This window comes from Kitasatospora sp. NPDC050463, assembly GCF_040655255.1.
Taxonomy (GTDB): Bacteria; Actinomycetota; Actinomycetes; order Streptomycetales; family Streptomycetaceae; genus Kitasatospora.
The window spans coordinates 114,622-135,568 of sequence record NZ_JBFAJO010000003.1; the positions used below are offsets into that span (position 1 = coordinate 114,622).

21 protein-coding genes are annotated in these 20,947 nt (G+C 72.3%); 9 read left to right on the top strand and 12 right to left on the bottom strand.

The annotated features are described in order from the left end of the window. The 5 genes from AB0J08_RS03325 to AB0J08_RS03345 all read right to left on the bottom strand — a co-directional run. On the bottom strand, window positions 1–1,107 hold a 1,107-nt coding region (locus AB0J08_RS03325), incomplete at its 3' end, for a DUF2637 domain-containing protein (RefSeq protein ID WP_360626385.1). A 23-nt stretch (window positions 1,108–1,130) separates the two neighbouring features. Continuing rightward, window positions 1,131–1,664, bottom strand: a complete 534-nt coding sequence (locus AB0J08_RS03330) for a WhiB family transcriptional regulator (protein WP_360626077.1) — start codon at window positions 1,662–1,664, stop codon at window positions 1,131–1,133. 93 nt (window positions 1,665–1,757) lie between these two features. Further along, window positions 1,758–2,429, bottom strand: a complete 672-nt coding sequence (locus AB0J08_RS03335) for a DUF721 domain-containing protein (protein ID WP_360626080.1) — start codon at window positions 2,427–2,429, stop codon at window positions 1,758–1,760. Beyond that, window positions 2,426–3,796 (bottom strand): helix-turn-helix domain-containing protein, encoded by a 1,371-nt coding sequence (locus AB0J08_RS03340; RefSeq protein ID WP_360626083.1) that lies wholly within the window; start codon window positions 3,794–3,796, stop codon window positions 2,426–2,428. Before AB0J08_RS03340 ends, AB0J08_RS03335 begins: the two co-directional genes overlap by 4 nt. A 235-nt stretch (window positions 3,797–4,031) precedes the next feature. Next, window positions 4,032–4,373: a hypothetical protein gene (locus tag AB0J08_RS03345; RefSeq protein WP_360626086.1), complete on the bottom strand. Its 342-nt coding sequence runs from the start codon at window positions 4,371–4,373 to the stop codon at window positions 4,032–4,034. Between the two features lie 371 nt (window positions 4,374–4,744). Here AB0J08_RS03345 and AB0J08_RS03350 point away from each other — a divergent pair, with 371 nt between their 5' ends. The 4 genes from AB0J08_RS03350 to AB0J08_RS03365 all read left to right on the top strand — a co-directional run bounded on the left by AB0J08_RS03350 (window position 4,745) and on the right by AB0J08_RS03365 (window position 8,561). Continuing rightward, complete coding sequence (locus AB0J08_RS03350) at window positions 4,745–5,167, top strand: helix-turn-helix transcriptional regulator (RefSeq protein WP_360626089.1); 423 nt, start codon at window positions 4,745–4,747, stop codon at window positions 5,165–5,167. A gap of 443 nt (window positions 5,168–5,610) precedes the next feature. Continuing rightward, on the top strand, window positions 5,611–6,099 hold the full coding sequence (locus AB0J08_RS03355; RefSeq protein WP_360626092.1) for a regulator component: 489 nt from the start codon (window positions 5,611–5,613) through the stop codon (window positions 6,097–6,099). Between the two features lie 20 nt (window positions 6,100–6,119). Beyond that, the gene (locus tag AB0J08_RS03360; protein ID WP_360626095.1) at window positions 6,120–7,367 is read left to right on the top strand and encodes an MAB_1171c family putative transporter; all 1,248 of its coding nucleotides are present in this window, start codon (window positions 6,120–6,122) and stop codon (window positions 7,365–7,367) included. 9 nt (window positions 7,368–7,376) lie between these two features. Continuing rightward, window positions 7,377–8,561: a cytochrome P450 gene (locus tag AB0J08_RS03365; RefSeq protein WP_360626098.1), complete on the top strand. Its 1,185-nt coding sequence runs from the start codon at window positions 7,377–7,379 to the stop codon at window positions 8,559–8,561. Between the two features lie 136 nt (window positions 8,562–8,697). Here AB0J08_RS03365 and AB0J08_RS03370 read toward each other — a convergent pair whose 3' ends face one another. After that, window positions 8,698–9,609: a hypothetical protein gene (locus AB0J08_RS03370; protein ID WP_360626101.1), complete on the bottom strand. Its 912-nt coding sequence runs from the start codon at window positions 9,607–9,609 to the stop codon at window positions 8,698–8,700. A gap of 357 nt (window positions 9,610–9,966) precedes the next feature. Between AB0J08_RS03370 and AB0J08_RS03375 the strand changes: the two genes are divergently transcribed. Beyond that, complete coding sequence (locus tag AB0J08_RS03375; protein ID WP_360626104.1) at window positions 9,967–11,142, top strand: UDP-N-acetylglucosamine--N-acetylmuramyl-(pentapeptide) pyrophosphoryl-undecaprenol N-acetylglucosamine transferase; 1,176 nt, start codon at window positions 9,967–9,969, stop codon at window positions 11,140–11,142. Window positions 11,143–11,205: 63 nt separating this feature from the next. Here the strand turns inward: AB0J08_RS03375 and AB0J08_RS03380 are convergent, their stop codons facing one another. From AB0J08_RS03380 to rfbB, 4 genes are read right to left on the bottom strand one after another with little or no spacing between them, the layout of a single operon-like run. Further along, a complete protein-coding gene (locus tag AB0J08_RS03380) occupies window positions 11,206–11,640 on the bottom strand; it encodes a low molecular weight phosphotyrosine protein phosphatase (protein WP_360626107.1) in 435 nt (144 codons plus the stop codon). Further along, window positions 11,637–12,785 (bottom strand): DegT/DnrJ/EryC1/StrS family aminotransferase, encoded by a 1,149-nt coding sequence (locus AB0J08_RS03385; RefSeq protein WP_360626110.1) that lies wholly within the window; start codon window positions 12,783–12,785, stop codon window positions 11,637–11,639. Before AB0J08_RS03385 ends, AB0J08_RS03380 begins: the two co-directional genes overlap by 4 nt. Continuing rightward, window positions 12,782–13,807, bottom strand: a complete 1,026-nt coding sequence (locus tag AB0J08_RS03390; protein WP_360626113.1) for an ATP-grasp domain-containing protein — start codon at window positions 13,805–13,807, stop codon at window positions 12,782–12,784. Before AB0J08_RS03390 ends, AB0J08_RS03385 begins: the two co-directional genes overlap by 4 nt. Window positions 13,808–13,812: 5 nt before the next feature. Then, window positions 13,813–14,799, bottom strand: coding sequence for a dTDP-glucose 4,6-dehydratase (gene rfbB, locus AB0J08_RS03395; protein ID WP_360626116.1), 987 nt, complete (start codon window positions 14,797–14,799; stop codon window positions 13,813–13,815). A gap of 305 nt (window positions 14,800–15,104) precedes the next feature. Between rfbB and AB0J08_RS03400 the strand changes: the two genes are divergently transcribed. Together AB0J08_RS03400 and AB0J08_RS03405 are read left to right on the top strand one after the other, a co-directional pair. Beyond that, a complete protein-coding gene (locus tag AB0J08_RS03400; protein ID WP_360626119.1) occupies window positions 15,105–16,187 on the top strand; it encodes a helix-turn-helix transcriptional regulator in 1,083 nt (360 codons plus the stop codon). A gap of 20 nt (window positions 16,188–16,207) precedes the next feature. Then, a complete protein-coding gene (locus AB0J08_RS03405; RefSeq protein ID WP_360626122.1) occupies window positions 16,208–16,792 on the top strand; it encodes an HD domain-containing protein in 585 nt (194 codons plus the stop codon). Window positions 16,793–16,808: 16 nt separating this feature from the next. Here the strand turns inward: AB0J08_RS03405 and AB0J08_RS03410 are convergent, their stop codons facing one another. Then, window positions 16,809–17,309, bottom strand: a complete 501-nt coding sequence (locus tag AB0J08_RS03410; protein ID WP_360626125.1) for a GNAT family N-acetyltransferase — start codon at window positions 17,307–17,309, stop codon at window positions 16,809–16,811. Beyond that, a complete protein-coding gene (locus AB0J08_RS03415; RefSeq protein ID WP_360626388.1) occupies window positions 17,306–18,742 on the bottom strand; it encodes a hypothetical protein in 1,437 nt (478 codons plus the stop codon). Before AB0J08_RS03415 ends, AB0J08_RS03410 begins: the two co-directional genes overlap by 4 nt. A gap of 352 nt (window positions 18,743–19,094) precedes the next feature. Here AB0J08_RS03415 and AB0J08_RS03420 point away from each other — a divergent pair, with 352 nt between their 5' ends. Both AB0J08_RS03420 and AB0J08_RS03425 read left to right on the top strand, forming a co-directional pair. Then, on the top strand, window positions 19,095–19,742 hold the full coding sequence (locus AB0J08_RS03420) for an rRNA adenine N-6-methyltransferase family protein (protein ID WP_360626128.1): 648 nt from the start codon (window positions 19,095–19,097) through the stop codon (window positions 19,740–19,742). Window positions 19,743–19,744: 2 nt separating this feature from the next. Beyond that, complete coding sequence (locus AB0J08_RS03425; RefSeq protein ID WP_360626131.1) at window positions 19,745–20,947, top strand: metallophosphoesterase; 1,203 nt, start codon at window positions 19,745–19,747, stop codon at window positions 20,945–20,947.

Here is a 20,947-nt window from a genome sequence, read left to right on the forward strand (position 1 = left end):
CACGGGCACCGGACCGGGCACCGGACCGGACGGACCCGGCACGGGCACCGGACCGGGCACCGGACCGGACGGACCCGGCACGGGCACCGGACCGGGCACCGGACCGGACGGACCCGGCACGGGCACCGGACCGGGCACCGGACCGGACGGACCCGGCACGGAGACCGGACCGGACGGACCCGGCACGGGCACCGGACCGGGCACCGGACCGGACGGACCCGGCACGGGCACCGAACCGGACGGACCCGGCACGGAGACCGGACCGGACGGACCCGGCACGGGCACCGAACCGGACGGACCCGGCACGGGCACCGAACCGGACGGACCAGACGGACCCGGCACGGAGACCGGACCGGACGGACCAGACGCGGGCACCGAACCGGACGAGCCCGGCACGGAGACCGGACCGGACGGACCAGACGCGGGCACCGAACCGGACGAGCCCGACACGGGCACCGGACCGGACGGACCAGACGCGGGCACCGAACCGGACGGACCCGGCACGGGAGCACCGACTAGGCGGAGCCGCGGTTGTTCGGCAAGGGCCCGGGTGTGGTCAAGGTCTTGGGCGGCGGAACGGTTGCGGCGGAAGCGGGTTCGCAACCAGGACCGGACCGTGGTCGGCTCGTCGGAGTCGGTCCGGTCGGTCCGAGCCGTCCCGTTCTCCTCGGTCTGCTCGTCAGCCGGGCTGGGCTGCGCGGAGGGGGAGGTATGCCGGGACATGACGATGTACAGGTGGGTGGCGCCGCCGAGGACCAGTGGAGCGATGGTGCTGAGTGCGCCGACCGCGGCGTTGCTCAGGTGGAATCCCTGGCCGGCCACCGTCTCGTTCAGGCGGACGGCGTGGGTCCAGTTGGCCCAGACGCTGGTGGCCGTAGCGCCGCCGAACACCGACCAGGTGTAGGCGCGGGCCCGAAGCGGCGCTTCCCGCAGCACGACCAGCGCCCGCACGCCGTAGGCGATGAACCCGTCGATGGCGACCGGGAAGAGATACGACAGCTCGGGGCGGACGTGCATGGCCACAGCCATCTGCTGCAAGGCGTCGTAGCTCAGGGTTCCGCCGACCGTGCCCATGATGCCGATCGCCGCTTTGTCCCATGGGGACATCCGGTTCGGCCCGGTGGTCTCGCTCACGCCGCCACCGCCGTGGTCGCCGGGGTGAACGCGGCGGCGATGCGCTGCTCGCGCCGCAGCAGGAAGGGCTGCGCGTCGAGCTGGGCGCGGGCTTCGCGCACGCGGGTGAGGGCTCGCTTGCGGCCGATGCCGAGCACCGGCGCCCAGATCCGCAGGTCGAGGTCGAGGATGGCGGCGACGACGCACACGGAGTGCTTCTCCTGCCGGGAGAGGTGGACCGAGCGGCCGTTGAGCGCGGCGACGACGCGGTCCTCCTCCCAGCGGCCGACGGCGCTGAGGCGGTGCAGCACGATCCGCTCGCTCTCGATGAGTCCGCCGCGGATCCCGTGGCGATCGTTGGTCTCCAGCGCTTCGGTGAGGCACTCGTCGCTGACGGGGCAGCCGCTGCACAGGGCCTTGGCGGCCCGGGTCTCGTCGGCCTGGTCGGGCAGGGGGTAGAAGCGGTCAGGGGCGGCGGTGCCGGCGCAGGCGGCGCGCTGCACCCAGGTGTTGTCGCGGCGGCGGGTGGCGATCGAGGTGATGGTGGACACGGGGTTGGGTCTCCGGGTGGGTCCGCGGTCGGGGCGCGGAGGTTCGAGGACGGGCCGGCGCGACCGGGAGAGGTCGCGCCCACCTGTCGGTGGCTAGCGCGGGCTGGGGCCGGAGAGACGGGGTGCCGTCTCCGGGCCTCTGGCGAGCGATCTGATCCGGCGGTCGACGGCCGGGCTCGTCCTGGAGTCCGCGGGCGCGCTCGGGCGGCTGGCCTGGAGCTGGGCCAGGGCCCGCAGGTAGCCGGGCGAGGCGTCCTCCCGGGTCTTGATCCGGGGCTCCGGTGCGGGGGCTTCGGTGCGGGCGACCGGTCGGGCGGCTGTGGCCTGGGCTCGGTGGGTGCCCAGCACCCGGATGCTGCGCAGGATCGTTTCTCCGCGTGCCTGGTTGAGCGTTGCAACGAGCGCCGGGGCGAGGGTGCGGACGTGGGTCGCGTAGGCCGGGGAGTCGGCGCGGACGTCGAGGCGGCCGGTCTGGTGGTCGAAGCTCACCGCGGTGACGTGGGTGGCGAGTCCGCCGACGGCGGCCGGCCAGAGGTCGAGCAGGCCGCCGCCTGCGAGCGGTGCCTCCCAGGCGTGCTGGACCATCAGGTCGGAGAGGGCGGCTGCGAGGCCCACCGGGTCGGTCCGGCCGCGGCGGGGGGCGGTCGTCCGGCCGGTGGTCTTCGTCTTCACCACGGTCTCGGAGCGCTTGGCGGCATCGGCCCGGGCGCGGCGGAGGGCGAGGCGGGCGAGGTCGATACCGGTGGCGGGCTGGGTGTCGTTCATCGCGCTGTTCCTGTTCGGAGGTGGCTGGTGGTGGAGCGGAGGCGGAGGACCCGCTCAACGAGGTCGCGGCCGTAGATCTGCTCGGCCTGCGCGCGCCCGGCGATGGCCAGGGCGGAGGTGACCAGGGAGGGTCTGCCGCTGAGGTACTGGCGCCAGGCCGTGGTGCGGGCTTCGCGGTGCTCCCCGGTGGTGGGCTGGTCGTCGAGGACAGCGACCGGCGGGCGGGCGGTCTCGCGTGCTCTCGACCAGGCGTTGCGCACGAGGTTCCGGACCGTGGAGCTGCGCGGCGCCTGCCAGGTGCCGGCCCACTCGGTGTGGCGGTCGCGGGCGGCCTGCGGGGAGTCGCGCCACCAGGCGACGATCGCCTCGCGCTTGGCCTGGGTGTCGTACAGCAGCTCGGCTCCGACCAGGCGGGCGGTCAGGAAGCCGACCGGCCGGTGGATCCGGGTGGCCGGGGTCCGCTGGGCGAGTACGGCGATGACCTGGTGGGCGGTCCACCCGGCGTCAGCGAGGTGGCGCACTGCCCAGGCGACCCGTGGCACCGGGCTGCCGCTGAGCCACGGGACCTGGCGGACGAGTTCGAGGCCGAGCTGGTGGCGGCGACCGACCTGGTTCAGCCGCCGACGGCCCTTCCGTTCCCCCTGGTGCTGCTGGTCGTTCCCGTTCGCGACGTCGTTCTCAGAGGGATTGTTGGTAAGTGCTGCAGGAGAAGACGTGACAGCACCGACCCCCATTGGGGTGCAACGAGGGGAGGTCGACGACGAGGTGTTGCCGGCCTTTCCGGGGCGGCGTCGCTTGGTTCGGCGGACGGCTCGGCGGGCCTTTGTGCCCAGCTGTGCGAGGGTGCGGCGGCCTTCGTCGGAGGCGACGCCGACGACCTTGCGGATGTAGCTCTCGGAGTCGGCGGTCCGCAGGCCGATGGCCTCGTCGAACTTCGCCGGGATGGTACGGACGAACTCGCTGGCCCGGCCGCCCACCTGGCGCACGCGGCTGCCCTTGGTGGCGTAGCTGAGCAGGCCGGACTCCCGGAGGATGGACAAGTGGTACTGCACGGTGCGCTCGGAGACCTTCAGCATCCGCACGAGGTAGCCGACGCCAGGTCTGCACGGGGTGAGCTGGGCGAGCAGCTGGGCGATACGGATCGTGGTGCGGCCGAAGCGCGGGCCGTGGGCGCGGGCCGGGGCGTGGGCCTGGGTGTCGGACGCCCAGTGGACGGCCTGCAGCCACGTGTAGGTGTCCGGGGCGATGCGGCCGGTGGTGGTCGATATCCACTGGGCGGGATCGGGAACGAGCAGGCCGGAGGCGCTCGTCTCCCTCTCCGCGGTGCGCGCCTGGGCGGCGCGGTCGGACAGGGCGGTGCTGGGCACGGTGGTCCTCGCTGGGCATGGCGGCCAGCGCCCCGGGCTGTGGGGGCGCGGCGGCGGGTGCGGGCGGCTTCGCGCGGAGGAGGTGCTGCGGTGTCACCGGCAAGGGCTGGCCTCGCTCGGACGGGCAGCGGCGGGCTCTCTCGGCGCGGGCCGGGGCAGGGCTGATCGGCCGGCGAACGCGGCGGCGGCGGGCCTGCGGGCCGGTGGCGGTCGAGCGGTGTCGGGGCTTCCCGGATCAGACGGCCATGGCGGCCGTGTCGGTGACAGCCACTGCCGTCAGGCGCCCGGTTGCGAGGTCGAGCTCGTGGGCGTGGTCAGGGTCCAGGCCGGGGAAGCACTGGACGATCCACCGGGCGGCGGCCTGCCGGTAGGCGAGCGGCTGGGCCACCGCGTGGCCCTGGGCGTCGAACGCGCCGGCGGTGCGGGGGAAGCCGTTCGCTCCCGCGTCCAGGCGTACGACGGCGGCGCGCGGCTCGAGGAGGCCAGCGAGGATCTCGACGAAGGCGGGCGGGGCGGTGGCGATCTCGGTGGCGGCAGGTCGCGTCGGCGACCCGGCTGTACCCGCGAGGATGGGCATGGGAGACTCCTGGGCAGGTGGAGCAGACCGGCCGCATGGTGGAACAGGCTGGCCGAGCTGCTTCGGACGTGATCCGCGCCCTCGGCGGGTGGGCATCAGGGAGCTGCAATCTCCCCTACGCCCGCCGAGGACGGCCCGTGGACTCGGTCCGGGCGGCGATCCGCTGCCGTTTCCCTCTGCCGCTCACCTCGTCCAGGGCGAAGCCAAACACCCTCTGACCAGGCAATCGACAGTTAACTGCCCACCGGGTGCGATCAACGTACACCAAAAGAGCGGCCATGGGGACAGTTAATCGTCGATTGAGATGTGCACTCGGGCACCATCGGGCACTAAAGTGTCCGCGTGGGACGATCTGACACGAGGGAGCACCGATGACCGACGCCGCCAGAGAGGGTGTTGCGCGGATCGCCGCCGTCTTCAACTACCTGCTCGACAACCGCCACCCCGACGGTCGCGGGCCGTACACGATCCCCGAGGTCGCCAAGGGCACGGGCATCAGCGAGAGCACCCTCAAGCAGATGAAGTCCGGTTCCAACGACAACCCCAAGATCAACACCCTCGTCGCGGTCGCGAAGTTCTTCGACGTGCCGCCGGACATCTGGGTGACCGAGACGCCGCTGGATGAGGTGCTGGTCGACCGCGACCTCCACAACGCCATGCGGGACGCCGGCATCGAGTCGATCGCCCTGCGCAGCAAGGACCTGACCCCGACGAACCGGAAGCTGGTCGCCGACATGATCACCGTGGCGCGCAAGTCCCAGGGGCTGGATCCCGAAGAGCCCGGCACGCCCTGAGCATCCCGGGCGGGCCCGCTGGGCCCTTTATTTTTCAACCTCATCTATGCGCATAGACTCGCACCGGCGAGTCTGTGCGCATTTCGACTTTCGGGGCATGCCACTCGGAGTGCGGGCGAAATGGGGGCGAATGCGAGATTGAGACGCAGATCACGAGGGCGTTTGACGTGGGCACGTTGCTCACTTTCGGTGATGAACTAACGCCTCGTCATCTGATCCGGTCCCATGATCTCGCGCATCCCAAGTCGCTGCATCATGCACACCGGCACTTTCTGTCACGACCTGAAACAAAGTCGCAGGGGTCCACTTGGCCCCCCACTGTCGAGCGAAGATCATTATAAGAACGATCTTCTTGGATATGCATACGATTGCCTCCATCACGACCACGGTGCAGGCCGTCGCCATGAGCACGGACCCACCCAAGATCATTTCAGGAGGGGATTGTGCACGCGGCCTGCGAGGACCGCCTCAGCGGCCTTCTCCCGCTCCTGCCTTATCGCTTCAGCGAAGAGGAGCTGGTCCAGGCAGTCTCCACGCTGATCGGCCGCCCGATCTACGTCGAAGCGCGCGACATGAAGGGGAATTTCGCCTGCGGCCTTCGTGAAAGGTATTCGGACCGCGAGGTCATCTCCTTCGAGATAAACACGTCACCGCTTCACCGAAGCCACATCATCTGCCATGAGCTAGCCCATATCCTCTGTGGACACAAGGGCTCGATCCGTTATGCCGATATCCCCTCGGACGAGGAATTGGCCGACATGATCGACTGGTCTGTCCTCGGCATTTCCGCCCGCACGTCCTACGAGGAGCAGGACGAGCAGGAGGCCGAGCTGATGGCCAGCCTCATCGTCCAGCGGATGTACCGCGCCACCGTGATGCCCGCAAAGCGTCCCACCGCCGCCAATGAGCGGTGGAACGCGATGTTCACCTGACCCCGAAAGAACCGCCAGCCATGATTCGCCTCGTTACCCTCGGGCTCCCTGCGCTGCTTGTGGCAGCCGCCCTGTACTGGATTCGCCCGCGCCGGGACGGCCAAGCACGGCCGGCGCATTCCGGCAGCACGGTCACGATGCTGCTGGCCTGGGCGGTCGCCATCGTGGGGTTCCACCCTGGCGTGCAGGACGCCGCGGATGGCATCACCCGTGACCTGGCGAAGCTGGTCAGCAACGTGCTGATGCTCGTCGCGAGCGTCAGCGTCGTCTCCTGGCTCATGTCCCTCAACTTCGACAAGCCCGAGGCCCGCAGACGCCTCCGTCCCCGAGTCGCCTTCCTCAGCATCGCGGTCGCTGTGATGGCAGTTGCCTTCTTCTCGGTCCCCGCGGACCGCCGTTGGAGCAGCGACTTCACGAACACCCACTGGGGCCAGGCCCCCGTCCTCCTCCACGTCTACACCCTCGCCTACGTGCTGGTGATGGGGCACGCCACGTACGACTGCCTCGCCCAGACCTGGCGCCGCAGTGGCCAGTCGCCCTGGCTGGTCCACCGTGCTGGGCTTCGTGGAGCGGCGATCGGCTGCTTCTTCGTCCTGCTCTACCTGGCCTACAAGGTCGTCAACGCCGGCGCGTCCATCGCCGGGATCGAGCTGTTCCCCGGCGGCCCCCGCTGCACCACGCTCGTCACGCCCTACCGCTGTGCGTTCTCGTTCACCGCACCGCTGCTGGGCGTGCTACTGATCACCGCCGGCCTCACGGTCCCGGCCCTGCTGTGGCCGGCCGCCAAGATGCTGCGGCGTCGGTGGGAGCGCAGGACCGCCCAGGACCTCCTGCCGCTGTGGACGGACCTGACCGCGGTCCGCCCGCAGGTCGTCCTGCGTGCCGTCGTCATCGAGACCGACCCGGACGTCGTCCTGCACCGCCGGGTGGTGGAGGTCTGCGACGGAATCCTCGACCTGGACAACCACCGCTCCCGCACCGTCGAGCGCATGGCCACCGGCGCTGTCGAACGCCGAGGGCAGGGCGGCACCGAGACCGGCGCCGCCATCGTCGAAGCGGCCATCGTCGCTGCGGCAATCGAAGCGGCTCGCACCGGGGCCCGGGAGCAGGACGACCCTGCTCCCCAGGCAACCGGGGAGTCCGCCCGCGCGGGAGACCTCCGCGCCGAGGCGCTCTGGCTACGCTCGGTCTCCCAGCAGTACGCGACCAGCGACATCGTCCGCACCGCCGTCGCCGTCCAGCGGCAAGCGGCCCCAGCCGCGGCATAGGAATCGACCATGGCATCCTCACCCTTCGCCGACCCGGCGTTCTACGCCGACCGCTACCCCACCTACTCGCGCCTGCGCGCGACCGCCCCGGTCCTGCAGGCGTCGCTGGACGGCGGCGCCTCCACCGCGACCGTCGTCACCGGCTACGAGGAGGCCCGGCAGGCGTTCGGCGCCCAGCTGTCCAAGGACGCCGGCGCCTACTTCGCGGACAAGCCCTCCACCCGCTCGCTCCACCCGGCCGTCGCCCGCACCATGCTGACCGTCGACCCGCCCGAGCACACCCGGCTGCGGAGGCTGGTCACCAAAGCCTTCACCCCGGGCAGGGTCGACGGGCTCCGCCCCTACATCCGGGCCCTGGCCGAGCAGTTGGTCGGGCTGTGGGAGCCCGGAACCGAGGTCGACCTCGTCGAAGACCTGGCCGGCCCGCTGCCCGTCACCGTCATCTGCCAGCTCCTGGGCGTGCCCACGGCCGACAGGGCCGCGATCCGCACCTGGTCGACCGACCTGTTCGCCACCGGCGACCACACCCGCATCGATGCGGCCTCCCACGCCCTGGCCGGCTACATGGCCGAGCTGATCACGGACAAGCGCGCCCACCCGGACCGCTCGCTGCTGTCCGACCTGATCGCCGTCCACGACCAGGACGAGGACCGGCTGAGCGAGGACGAGCTGCTCTCGCTCGCCGTCCTCCTCCTGGTCGCCGGCCACGAGACCACCACCGCGGCGATCGGCAACTCCGTGCTGGCCCTGCTGCAGCACCCTGCCGAACTGGAGCACCTGCGTACCAGCGCGCACTGCATCGCCGGCGCCGTCGACGAGCTGCTCCGGTACGACTCCCCGGTCAGCATCGCCACGTGGCGCTGGGCTCCCGACGAGGTGGACCTCGCCGGAACCCCGGTAGCTGCCGGAAGCCCGGTCTTCGTCTGCCCCGGCGCTGCCAACCGCGACCCCGAGAAGTTCCCCGCCCCCGACCGGCTCGACCTCGACCGCCCGAACGCCGCCAGCCACCTCGCCTTCGGCCACGGAATCCACCGCTGCCTCGGCGCACCGCTGGCCAGTGCGGAGGTCGAGATCGTCCTCACGGTCCTCCTGCAGCAGTTTCCCGGCCTGCGGCTGGCCGTCCCGACCGACCAGCTCGTCTGGCGGCAGTCGCGGCTGGTCCGCGGCCTCGTCGCCCTGCCGGTCAAGCTCTAGGTTCGCGCGTGTGCGGGGGCGGGACGATCTCCCCGCCCCCGCCCCCGCCCCCGCGCCACACCGGCCCCACACGGGGCCGCAAGTGTTCGCCCAGGTCGCGCGGGTCACCGGTCTGCTGACGGCCCGACAGCTGGGCCTACGCGGCCTCGCCCGCTCCGGTGGCCATCGCGGCCCGGACCTTGGCCAGCCCCCTGGCCGTCACCCGTGCCCGCGCCTCGTCCGGAGCGCTCTGGCGGCGAGTTCCCGAGCACGCCGGGCAAAGGCCCAGTTCCGACAGCGGATCCCGGCACTCCTGGCACTCAGCGAGACGTCGGCGGCGCGACGGCGGCGAGTCCAGGCGCTGCGGCGGCGGCATCTTGCGCTCGAGGCGGCTCTGCAGCACCTTGGCGGGCGAGTAGATCACGCTGGGCAGACCAGCCAGCAGCGCCTCGCGAAGCTCCTCCTCGGAGCCGCCTCGGTCAAGCCACGCCCGCACCAGCGGCGCGAGCGCCGCCGCCTCGGCGTCGCCGAGCGGCAGTCTGCGCTCGGGCCGGACCGCCCAAAGGAGGAGCGCAGCCGCCTCCTGGGTGTCCTCGTCAGGCTCCACCCCGCTGGTAGCGGTTCGGGAGCCGGGCTCGTCCTCCTGCCCTCCCGGCTCCTCCTGAGCCCGTGATCCGCTCAGGTCCTCGGCCTGCGCCTCAGCCACGACGGGGAGGGAGGGTTCTTTCACCAGGTTCTTTCCAAGAAGGACGCCAGGATCACCGCACTCCGGCTCACCGGACGCCGGTATATCGGCACCCGGCGGCGTCGGCCGCTGCGGCACGTCAAAAAGGTGCGCCTCGGAGCGAAGTCGGCCGTTCGGCAGCCGCACCACGTCCACCCGGTAGTACCCCCACGCCCGGAGCTCGTCGAGCGCGTCCTCAACCGACTTCCGGCCCTGCGGGCTGGAGTCCGCCATCTGCCGGCAGGTCTCCCGCCATTCCTCCGGCCGCGAGATCAGGTCGACGAACAGACCCTTCGCGGTGTAGGAGATCGCGCGGTTCTGTGCCAGAGCGTTCGGGATGATCACGAAGCGGGTCGGGTGCGGGCTGCGGTGGACGCGCAGGAGAACCTCCTCGTTCCTCGGCGGGCCTGTCCCGACCGGAGGGACGACGGACCATAGCCGCGAACCGTCCGCAAGTGAAGCCAACGCCGAGCGACCTTGATCACACAGAACGAAAGTGCGCGCAGCCCGTTCCTCCTGCGTCTACTGCCAGCGGTGTTGAGGTGGGCGTACGCGGCGTGGTCCGGGTGACGACGGTGCGGCTCTCGGACCCAACAGGGCGGTACGCCTTGGAACCGGGCCGCGACGGACAGTGTCCGTTCCACCGTAGGCTGAGTGGTCTTCAGTCAGCATGTGTGACGCGATGGTCGATGGGAGACGGGCATGGGGCTCAACGAGCAGGCTGGACCGCTGCGGTTGGTCGTGACTGGCGGCGGGACCGGCGGGCACACCTACCCGGCGCTGACGGCAGTGCAGGCGCTGCAGGAGCGGCTGGCTGGGCGGGGGCGGACGGTGGAGGTGCTGTGGATCGGCACGGCCGCCGGACTGGAGGCCCGGGTCGCTCCGGCGGAGGGCATCCGGTTCGCGCCGGTCGCCACCGGCAAGGTCCGGCGCTCCTCCAACCCGCTCAAGATGATCTCCCCGGCGAACGTGCGGGACATGGGCCGGGTGCCGCTGGGCGCGGCGCAGGCCCGGTCGCTGATCACGGAGTTCCGGCCGGACGTGGTGCTGGCGACGGGCGGGTACGTGGCGGTGCCGGTCGGGCTGGCGGCGCGCTCCTGCGGGGTGCCACTGGTGGTGCACGAGCAGACGGTGCGCCTCGGGCTTGCGAACAAGGTCCTGGCCCGCGCGGCGACCCGGGTCGCGGTCTCCTCGGAGTCCACCCTGCCGCTGCTGCCGGACTCCGCGCGCCGCACCGCGGTGGTGACCGGCAACCCGGTGCGCCCGGCGGTGCTCACCGGGCACGCCGACAAGGCGGTAACCGCCCTCGGCCTGGACGGCTTCGACCGGGCCCTGCCGACGGTGTACGTCACCGGGGGTGCGCAGGGCTCGGTGCAGATCAACACCCTGGTTTCAGCGGTCCTGCCGTGGCTGCTGGAGCACGCCAACGTGATCCAGCAGTGTGGCCCCGCGAACGAGATGGCACTGCGCGGGCCCGCCGAGGCGCTGCCGCCGCACCTGGCCGCCCGCTACCTGCTGACCGGCTACATGGGCGCGGAGTTGCCGGACGTGCTCGCTCTGGCGGACGTGGTGGTCAGCCGCAGCGGCGCGGGGACGCTCGCGGAGCTGACCGCGCTCGGCAAGGCCGCGGTGTTCGTCCCGCTGCCGACCTCGGCGGGCAACGAGCAGGCCCACAACGCCGTCCACCTCCAAGACGCAGGCGCGGCCGTCGCTCTGATCGGCGACGTCACAGCAGATGCCCTACGGGAGGCGCTGGCTCCGCTGCTCGCCGATCCGGCGCTGCGCGGGGCGATGGCGGCGCGCTCTCGCGAGCACGGCCGCCCGGATGCTGCCGAGCGCCTGGTCGACGTGGTGCTGAAGGCAGCCGCTGGGCGCTGAATGGTGCCGGCCTCGGTGCCCGCCCGATGAACGGGGCAGGCACCGAGGCCGTCGGGCGTGCGGTCAGCGCAGGTGGGGTGCGGCTCCCGCTTCGATGAGCAGGGCGCAGGCGGCGAACTCGGCGGCGGGGCGACCCATCGGGTCGGGGACGTCGCGGTCGTGGTCGAGGTACAGGCGGATCTCGGTGGCGGTGTCGAGCCCGGCGATGCCGTGGAGCTGTTCCAGGACGGAGTGGTCCATGGCGAGGACGAGGTCGGCCCAGTCGATCAGGTCCCGGGTGACCTGCTGGGGGCGGTGCTCGGTGAGGTCGTAGCCGAGGGCGGAAGCGGCGGCGGTCATCTCGGGGTGGGCCTGGGTCCATTTGTCGATCAGCCCGGCGGAGCGGACGTCGACTGCGTCGCCGCCGAGGTCGGCGAGGATGCGCCCCGCCAGCGGGCTGCGGCAGTAGTTGCCGAGGCAGACAACGAGGATGCACCGGGGCGCGGCGGGACCGGTCATCGGGCGTCTCCGGTGGTCAGGGCCCGGCGCAGCGCGGCGACGGTGCGGTGGACACCATCCTCGGTGAGGTGCTGGTGGAAGGGCAGGGTCAGGATCTGCCCGGCGAGGTGTTCGGTGGCCGGCAGCAGCCGGGCCCAGCGCTCGAAGGCGGGCTGGAGGTGGTTGGGCGGGTAGTGGACGCCGACGCCGATGCCCACGCGGCGCATCTCGGCCCAGACCCGGTCACGGTCGGGGACCTTGACGACGCACAGGTGCGGGACGGAGCGATCCACGTCGACGTCGACCAGCTCGATGTCGGGCAGGCCGGCCAGCGCGTCGCGGTAGGTGCGCCACAGCGTGCGACGCACGGCGGTAGCCTCCTCGAAGTGGGCGAGTTGCGCGGTGCCGATCGCGGCGTTCAGGGCGGACAGCGGGTAGCGGAAGCCTGTGCCGGTGACCTGGTAGGTGGTGGAGGCGGCGCGGGTGGCGGCGGATTCCACCATGCCGAGCAGCCGCAGGGTCCGCAGCCGGTCGGCGTCCTCGGGGTTGCGGGGGACGACGGCGCCGCCCTGGCCGCAAGTGAGGTTCTTGATCGGGCCGAAGGAGAAGCAGGTCAGGTGCCCGCTCGCCCCGACGGGGCGGCCGTTGCGGTCGTGGGAGCCGAAGGCGTGGGCGGCGTCCTCCACGATGGCGATCTTGCGCTGGTCGAGCAGGTCGGCGATCGGGGCGAGGTCGATGGCCCGGCCGCCGAAGAGGACGGGCATCACCGCGGTGGTGCGGTCGGTCAGCGCCTCCTGCACGAGGTCGGGGGTGGTGCACATCGTGTGCGGGTCGATGTCCACGAAACGGGGCTCGGCTCCGGTGGCGAGGATCGCCTGCACGGAGGCGCAGAACGTCATCGACGGCACCAGCACCTCGTCGCCCGAGCCGACGCCGGCGGCGACCAGCGCGGCGTGCAGGGCCGCCGTCCCGGAGGACACGGCCACCACCTCTTGCACGCCGAGGAAGTCGGCGACCTGCCGCTCGAAGGTCTCGGTGACGTCGCTGTGCCCGTACTGGCCGCTCGCCAGGACCTCGGCGATCAGGCCGAGTTCGGTCCCGTACAGGTAGGGGGTGGCGTTGCGCTCGACGCCGGGCCGGGCGGGGGCGGTGGGTGCGAGGGTCACAGCTGCTCCTGGAGGGCTCGGAGGGTGGAGACGTCGCCGACGGTCAGCGTCTCGGTGTACTTGGTGAGGAACACGTCGTCCCGGTAGGCGAGGCGGTCGTGGTCGACGGGCCGGCCGAAGAGACCGTTGACGGCCTGTTCGACCAGGTCCGCGCCGGCGGCCTCGGCGAGCGCGAACCCGCCGGCCACCCGGACGTTGACCTCGGTGATGACCACCGGCTCCGGACTGCGGTCGGTGATGAAGCCCTGCACGCAGCTCAGCCCCACCGCGCCGACGGCCACCAGGGTGCGGCGGACCTGCTCGGCCACCCGCTCGTCGTGGAAGGTGACCGCGACGGCCGCCAGCCCGGCCTTCACCAGGCTCCGGCGGCGCAGCACCACCGACGCCTGTCCGGCCCGGTCGACGAGGCAGTCCGCGGTGAACTCCTCGCCGTGGATGCGCTCCTGGACGAGCGGTTCGGGGACCAGCTCGCACAGCACCCGGGCCTGCTCGGGGGTGGCGGGGAAGTGCACGTGCTGCGCGCCGTGGCCGCCTCGCGGCTTGACCACCAGTTCGGTGCCGTCGGGGATCTGGTAGAGCTGGCCGGGCAGCCAGCTGCGCGGGGTCGGCACCCGGTGCTTCGTCAACACGCGGTGGAAGGCGGCCTTGTCGAGGCAGGAGTTCACCGACTCGGCGGTGGGCAGCCACACGCGGACGCCAGCGGCGGCCAGCGTGCGGCGGGCGCGCAGGACGGGCGGCAGGTCGGGTTCGATGCCGACGATCAGGGCGTCGGCCTCGGTGTCCCGGCACAGCTGGAGCAGGGCCGCGCCGTATCGGGGGTCGTCGGCGCGCGGTGTGACGCGGGCGGTGACGTCAGGCAGGAGCAGGCCCGGGGCGAGGGGCTGGGCGTCGGTGGCGATGACGTGGTGGCCCAGGTGCTGGAGGCTGCGGGCGAGGTCGAAGCCGGGGTTGGCGCCGACCCCGGTGACGACGATCCGCCGCCCCTCGCCCCTGCCGGCCGCCGCGGTGTCGGTGGCAGTCATGGCGGTCACACCCCGGCCGCGGTGAGTTCGGCGGGGAGCGGGGCGGCGTGCTGCCAGAAGCCGGGGTTGGCGCGGTACCAGGCGACGGTGGCCGCCAGGCCGGGTTCGAGGTCATGGGTGGGCCGGTAGCCGAGGTGGGCGATCTTCGACCAGTCCATCGCGTACCTGCGGTCGTTGGCGGTGCGGTCCGGCACGTGCTGCAGCATGGAGCGGTCGGCGCCGAGGATGCCGAGCAGCAGGGTGGCGAGCTGGTTGGTGGTGAGGTCGTGGCCGCCGCCGATGTTGTAGACCTCGCCCGGCACGCCCTGGTCGAGGACGAGTTCGATGCCGGCGCAGTTGTCCTCGACGTGCAGCCAGTTCCGCTGGTGGCCGCCGTCGCCGTGCACGGTCACCGGACGGCCCTGCAGAAGGCTGCTGACGAACCGCGGGATCACCTTCTCCGGGTACTGGCGCGGCCCGTAGTTGTTCGACGAGCGGGTGATGCACACCGGCACGCCGTACGTCTCGAAGTACGAGCGGGCGACCAGGTCGCCCGCGGCCTTCGAGGCGGCGTACGGGATGCTCGGGGCGAGCGGCCAGTCCTCGGTCGCGGCCCCGGTCCCCAGCGACCCGTACACCTCGTCGGTGGAGACGTGGACGAACCGGGACACCCCTGCCCGGCGGGCGGCCTCCAGCAGGGTCTGGGTACCGTGCACGTTGGTCGCGATGAACCGGCCGGCGTCCAGGAGCGAGCGGTCGACGTGCGACTCGGCCGCGAAGTGGACCACGGCGTCGTGCCGGGCGACGAGTCCACCGGCCAGGTGGGCGTCGAGGATGTTGCCGTGCACGAACTCGCAGCGGCCCGTGCCCCGGGTGAGTTCCAGGTTGGCGAGGTTGCCCGCGTAGGTGAGTGCGTCGAGCACCGTCACGTGCTCCACGTCGTCCCTACGCAGCAGGCGGTCCACGAAGTGCGAGCCGATGAACCCGGCTCCGCCGGTGACCAGAACTTTCATCGCGTTCCATCCCCTCTCGTACAGCGGAGTTGGCGTGGGGCCGCGGCTGCGCGGCAGGCCGGTCAGTCGGCGTTTGCCGCGTTGCCCGGCCGGGCCCCTGATGTGCCAACTACGCTAGGAATCAGGCACTGTGGGAAACACTCACCGGCGGTACGGGTTCCGCGCCCTTCGACGCGGGCGGTACCGCGCGGTTGCACCACGACACACCCTCTGTCCGCCGGCGGGCAGAGGTGGACGCCGCGAGCGTCGTGAACTCTGCGGCGTCGGCGTGAAAGCCGCGAACGAGTGCGCGAAGGAGGGGCCCAGTGTCCGCGAAAGCGCCGTCGGCCGGTCTGGTCTCCGGCTTCCTGCTGCGTCTAGCCCGCGAGAGCATCCCGCGTACCCAGGAGGGGCTGGCGGAGGATCTCGGCGTCGATGTCGGCACCGTGCAGGGCTGGGAGTCCGGCCGCCGCCCGCTGACGCACACCCGCGCCGGCGACTACCTGGACCTGCGCCGCCGCCTGGCCCTGCTGGGGGCCGATCCGCTGCTGCTCGCGCACAGCGGGGCGGCGCTGGACGCCGACCGCGTCCTGGCTGCCGTCCTCGACCCGCCCGACGAGACCGGCCGCCACCCGCTGGCGGGGTGGGTCCAGCCCCGCGACTCCGCCCTCCTGGTCGCCTGGGCGCTGCAGGGCACCCCGCCGCCGGCGCTGGCCACCGTCGCTTCGCGGCCCAGGCGCGGCCCTGCCCGTCCCGGCCCCCTGCTGCCCGCGGACGACCGCGCCCGCTTCTTCGCCAACCTGCGGACCACCACCGAGCGAGCCACGGCCGACGGGCACAGCAGCCTGCTGCACCGTCAGGCCCTCTACCTCGCCTCCTACGACACCGCGCCCGACGCCGCCGCCTGGTCGGAGCAGGCGCTGCGCGGCATGCGGCCCGCACTCGGCCGGCGCGGCTACAGCCACCGCTCGATCGAGGCCCGCACCGTCGCCACCGTCGCCGCCCGCCAGGGCGATCCAGACCAGCTGCGGCACTTCATCTCCACCGCGCTGCTGGACGACGAGCACGGCGAACTAGCAAATTTGTCCTACTGGGCGCTGTGGCTGGGCGCGATGCCCACCGACCAGACCGACGACACCTTCATGCACCACCCGGACCCGACGGCCTGGGATCCGATCCGCCTCTTCCGCGCCCTCGTCTCCTCCTTCCACCTCGCCCCCGGCACCGTCGACCTGTACGTCCACTCGATCAGCACCCTGCTGCACCTGCACCCGTGGCTGCCGCACGCGGCCCCGGACCCCGCCCAATCGTTCGACACATTCACGGCCGAGCTCCTCGACGGAAGCCTCATCTCCGCGACGTCCCGGCGCGACCTGGACCGCCTGCGCTACGGTCGGGACGACGGGTGACACGCGATCAGGAGGACCCTGTGGTGCAGCTCGACGGTGAACAGGCAGCAGGCGTCGCCCGGCTCCTCTTTGAGGCCGGCTCCCTCCGGGCGCTGCCCCGCACCGGCTGGCGGCAGGACGGCATCCCCCTGTCCGCCACCGAGACCGTCGCCGAGCACAGCCACCGCACCGCCGTGATCGCCGCCGCCCTCGCCGCCCTGGAGGGCGGCGACCCGGCCCGCACCACCCTGCTGGCCACCCTCCACGATGTCCCCGAAGCCCGCACCGGCGACCTCAGCCCACTCACCCGCCGGTACGTCACCGCCGCCGACCCCCGCAAGGTCACGGCCGACCAGACCGCGGCGGCTCACCCTGCCGTCCAGGCCCTCTTCGCCGACGTGATCGCCGAGTTCGAGGACGGCACCACCCCCGAGGCCCGCTGCGCCAAGGACGCCGACAAACTCGACTGCCTGCTGCGTGCCATCGAGTACCGGGCCGCCGGCGTCCCCGCGGTGCAGGGCAAGATCGACCGCTGCCGCGCCGCCCTCACCACTGCCTCGGCCCAGCGCATCGCCGACGCGGCGCTCGCGCTCGACCCCACCGACTGGCAGTCAGCACCGGCCTGACGGGACCTTCCAGTTCCTACGCTGCTGTGAGCTGCTTGGCCATCGCGCGGTTCACGAGCGGGTCGCGGCCGGGAGCGTACGAGGGGATCGGCTGGTAGCCGAGGTGTTCGTACAGGGCGAGCGCGGCCAGATTGCGGCTGCCTGTTTCCAAGACGGCGCGTCGTGCGCCGAGCTCGTACGCCTCGCGTTCCAGAGCGCGCAGGATCCGGCTGCCGAGGGCGAGCCCGCGAGCCTCCGGGGCGACGTACATGCGTTTGATCTCGATCGTGGCCGGGGCGACCAGGTGCCAGCCACCGCAGGCGAGCGCCTCGTCATGGCCGTCTGGGTGGGCGAGGAGGAAGAGGCCGTGCGGCGGCGCGAAGAGCTCCGGCTCGGTGGCCGCCGGGTCGTCGGCGAAGCCGTACATGGCGGTCTGCTCCGCGTGGAGGGCGGTGGTGAGGCGGCGGGCCTCGGGGTGGTCGTAGGGGACGGCGGAGAGCGCGGCGGCAACGGGGCGGGCAAGACCGGTCGGCGTCATGTAGCCGATAGTGCCCTGTCCACTCGGTTCAGCGCATCCTTGCCGCTCGCCGACTTGATCCGGGTTCCGGCGTGCCGGCGGATCCCGAGCAGCAGGTTGCGGCAGCGCACGGACTGGACGTCGGGCAGATGGGCGGTGAGCTTTCCGAAGGTGGCGAGGGCGGCCTCGGTGTCGTGGGCGAGGAGGTGGGCCCGGGCGAGGTGGACACCGTGCAGGAAGGCGGAACGGGTGTAGCCGGTGGTAGGTCCGTGCGCGGTGATCGGTGACAGGAGGCTGTGAGCCTCCTCCAGCAGTCGGCGGCCCTTGGCGCCGGGGTTAGCTGCGGCCAGGTCCACCAGGCCCTGCCCGCTCTCGGCGGCCACCTGGTCGGCGGTGAAGTAGTAGAGCGCCGGGGGGTCGTCGTCGCGACGGTGCTCGAGGAACGCGCGGCAGCGGTCGGTGGCCGAGCGGAAGGCGTCGATGTCGCCGGCGGCGGCGTGGGCGGTGGCAAGCCGACCGAGGGCGCGGGCCCGGACGGTGGGCAGGCTCTTGGCGGCCTTTTCGACAGCGGCCTCGGCGAAGCGGATCGCGGCCGTGGGGTTGCCGGCCGCCGCGTGCTGGTAGGCGAGCATCCCGAGTACGTTGGCGACGGTGTCGTGGTCCGCGCTGGCCCTGGCGAGGCGGATCGCGACCAGCTGGTAGCGCTGGCCCGAGGCCGAGAGGTCGGCGTCGAAGGCCATCCACCCGGCGAGCTGGGCGAGTCCCCCGGCGGTGCGCAGGAGCCGGGTGCCGATATCCGGCGTGTAGCGGCTGCTCTGCAGGAGCGACAGCACGCCGTCGAGGGCGATGCGCACGTACCGCTGGGAGATGGCGCCTCCTCCGGCGGCGTCGTCGAGACGGCGCAGGTCGGCGAGGTGGGATTCCAGCAGCGTCATCATCGGCGGCAGTACGTGGTCGGTGCCGCTCTCGCGGCTGATGCTGTGGGGCTGCTGCCGGTCGGCGTCCCAGACCGCGGTGAACAGGTCACCGGACGGACGGAGCGTCGCCTGGGATGCGGGGGCAGTCGCGTTCCAGGCGGTGGCAGTGGCCAGCACGGCGGCCAGCGGGCGGCGCCCGACCAGGTCGTCGGTGACGGTCCGCTCGTCCCTGCGGGCGTCCGGCTCGGGAGTACCCCAGAGCATGGTCGGGGTGTAGGTCCGGCCGGTCCTCTCCGTCAGCACCGCGGCGGCCAGCCGACGGACCGTCTCGGAGCGTGGTACCGAGCCGCGGCTCCAGGCGTGGGCAACGGTCAGGTCGAGTCGTCGTTCGCCGAGGCCCGCGAGCCGTCCGTTGATCTCGCGGACCAGCTCGCGCGGCGACCAGTTTGCGTATCCGAGGGCCTGCACCAGAACCGCTCCGGGGCGGTCGCCGGAGAGGGCCGTCTCGGCCCCTAGCTGGGAGTCTCCGAGCGTCATCACTCGGCGACGGTACGTCAACCGCGCTGCTGTGTGTGCGAATTCGCGGCTTTTCACGCCGACCGCGCGAAGTTCTCAACGATCGCGGCCTCCGCCTCTGCCGGTCGGCCGACCCAGGGTGTGTCCTTGTGCATCCGCGCGGCACCACCGGCGCGGAGGAGCACGAACCCGTACTGCCGGTGAGTGTTTCCCGACTTCGTGGATTCCTAGCGTAGTTGGCACTTCAGAAGCCCGACCTGGCACCGGAGCGATTCCAACCTGCCCATCTGCCGAGCAACCGCGGTCGCGGCCCCGCTGCCGGCGAGCAGGCCCTCTGAGGACGCTCCGGCTCACATCTTGCGGAAGGAGAACCATGGCAACCTCTGTCAGGACGCGCAGCCCGGAGCTTGCAGCGGCCCCCTCGGCGGCCACGCTGCAGTTGGTTGAGAGCGAGGTCGTCGCGGACCTGCGGGACAGCGACTTCCGGACCCGGGCCGACCTGGGCCAGCACTTCCTGCGTTCCCCGGCAGTCGCGGCGCGGCTGCTGGAGCTGGCGGGTCTGCGCGCCGACGACTCGGTGCTGGAGATCGGCGCGGGCCTGGGCACGCTGTCCGCTGCGGTGGCGCGGGCCGGGCACCGGATCTGGGCGGTCGAGAAGGACCCGCGGATGGCCGAGGTGCTATGCCCGGCTCTCGAACCGTTCGGCGACCGGGCCCGGCCGATCCTGTCCGACGTCCGCGAGGTCGACCTCGACGGCGAGCTGCCCGTCGGCACGGTGTTCCTGTCGATCCTCCCGTTCGACTGGACGCTGGCCTTCGGGATCACCGCCCACGTGTTCGCATCCACCGCCAACGTGGCGCGGGGCCTGGCGGTGCTCCCCGCCGTCACGGCCGACCACACCGCCGCAGGTGACTGGTTCGGGGCGGGCCTGCGGCTGGAGGAGGTCGACGGGATCTCGCGCGGAGACTTCTGGCCCGAGGCGGCCGTGCCACTGCGCGTCGTGTCGATCACGAGGTGCTGAGCATGGACAGGGAATTGGCCATCAACACGGTGACGGTGGCGGCGACGGGCTGCTTCCACTCGGCAGTGCCGGACGGCTTGGGGATGCTCGCCACCGTCCAGGGGCTGCGCGAGCACGGCGCGCTGGTCGTGGACGTCGGTGACTTCTTCGGCGGCAGTGCCTTCCACGAGTACTCCCGGGGGCGCACGGAGGAGCGGCTGCTGGCCGACCTCTACGACGCGGTGGTGCCCGGCAACCACGACCTGGCAGACCTGGTACGGCTGCACGAGCCGGAGCGCTTCCCCCCGGTGGTGTGCGCGAACCTGACACCGCCGCCAGCCTTCGCCGGGCGGTGGGAGCGGGGCCTGCTCCTGGAGGCGGCCGGCCGGTGCATCGGGATCGTGGGCGTGCTCGGGGCCCAGGCGTTCGGGGCGGTGCCGCCCGCCGAGCGCGCCGGGTTCGTTTTCGAGGAGCCGACCGCCGCTCTGCTGGCCGCCGAGCGGGACCGGCTGCTGGAGGCGGGCGCCGAGGTGGTGCTCGGGCTGAGCCACAGCGGCTTCGAGACGGACGTGGCACTCCAACTCGCTGACGGCCCGCTGGACATCATGGTGGCCGGGCACTGCCACAGCCCGATGGGCCACTGGGCGCTCCCGCCGCGGTACGTGGCCAAGCCGCCCGAGTGCGGTGTCGGCCTGCTGCGGATCGACCTCGGCCCGGCAGGGCCCTCATTCACCGTCGACTACACCGGCGGCCGTGAGGTCGCGCGCGGGTCGGTCCCGGGCTACGTGCGGGATGCCGTCGGCACGTTCCGGGCCTGGGGAAGCACGACGATCGGACATCTTGCCGCCCCGGTGGACGACCGGCGCCAGCTCGCCGAGCTGCTGGCCGATCGGGGCCGGCGCGCGGCGGGAGCCGACGCCTTCGTGCTCAACCGCTACACCCTGCGCACCGGCCTGCCGCAGCACGTCGACCGGCAAACGCTGGTGGCCGCCGCGCCCTTCGACACCGAGCTGGTCGTCCTCGACAGCCCGCACACGGCTGGGGAGATCGCCGCCCTGGCCGAGGGTCTGGGCGAGAGCCCCGTCACCGCCGGGGTGACCGGCGGCCTGGGCGCCGTCGCCACCACCGCCTACCTGGCCGAGCGCCTCGGTCTGCCGGCCAGTCCGCTCGATCCGCCGCGCACGCTGCGCGGCCTGCTCACCGACCACGTCAAGGAGGGGTCCTGA

Excerpts from the sequence above, each read along its gene's own strand:
- AB0J08_RS03335 (WP_360626080.1), bottom strand. The coding sequence starts at position 2,429 with ATGAACGACACCCAGCCCGCCACCGGTATCGACCTCGCCCGCCTCGCC.
- AB0J08_RS03345 (WP_360626086.1), bottom strand. The coding sequence starts at position 4,373 with ATGCCCATCCTCGCGGGTACAGCCGGGTCGCCGACGCGACCTGCCGCC.
- AB0J08_RS03350 (WP_360626089.1), top strand. The coding sequence starts at position 4,745 with ATGACCGACGCCGCCAGAGAGGGTGTTGCGCGGATCGCCGCCGTCTTC.
- AB0J08_RS03360 (WP_360626095.1), top strand. The coding sequence starts at position 6,120 with ATGATTCGCCTCGTTACCCTCGGGCTCCCTGCGCTGCTTGTGGCAGCC.
- AB0J08_RS03365 (WP_360626098.1), top strand. The coding sequence starts at position 7,377 with ATGGCATCCTCACCCTTCGCCGACCCGGCGTTCTACGCCGACCGCTAC.
- AB0J08_RS03375 (WP_360626104.1), top strand. The coding sequence starts at position 9,967 with ATGGGGCTCAACGAGCAGGCTGGACCGCTGCGGTTGGTCGTGACTGGC.
- AB0J08_RS03380 (WP_360626107.1), bottom strand. The coding sequence starts at position 11,640 with ATGACCGGTCCCGCCGCGCCCCGGTGCATCCTCGTTGTCTGCCTCGGC.
- AB0J08_RS03390 (WP_360626113.1), bottom strand. The coding sequence starts at position 13,807 with ATGACTGCCACCGACACCGCGGCGGCCGGCAGGGGCGAGGGGCGGCGG.
- rfbB (WP_360626116.1), bottom strand. The coding sequence starts at position 14,799 with ATGAAAGTTCTGGTCACCGGCGGAGCCGGGTTCATCGGCTCGCACTTC.
- AB0J08_RS03410 (WP_360626125.1), bottom strand. The coding sequence starts at position 17,309 with ATGACGCCGACCGGTCTTGCCCGCCCCGTTGCCGCCGCGCTCTCCGCC.
- AB0J08_RS03415 (WP_360626388.1), bottom strand. The coding sequence starts at position 18,742 with ATGACGCTCGGAGACTCCCAGCTAGGGGCCGAGACGGCCCTCTCCGGC.
- AB0J08_RS03420 (WP_360626128.1), top strand. The coding sequence starts at position 19,095 with ATGGCAACCTCTGTCAGGACGCGCAGCCCGGAGCTTGCAGCGGCCCCC.
- AB0J08_RS03425 (WP_360626131.1), top strand. The coding sequence starts at position 19,745 with ATGGACAGGGAATTGGCCATCAACACGGTGACGGTGGCGGCGACGGGC.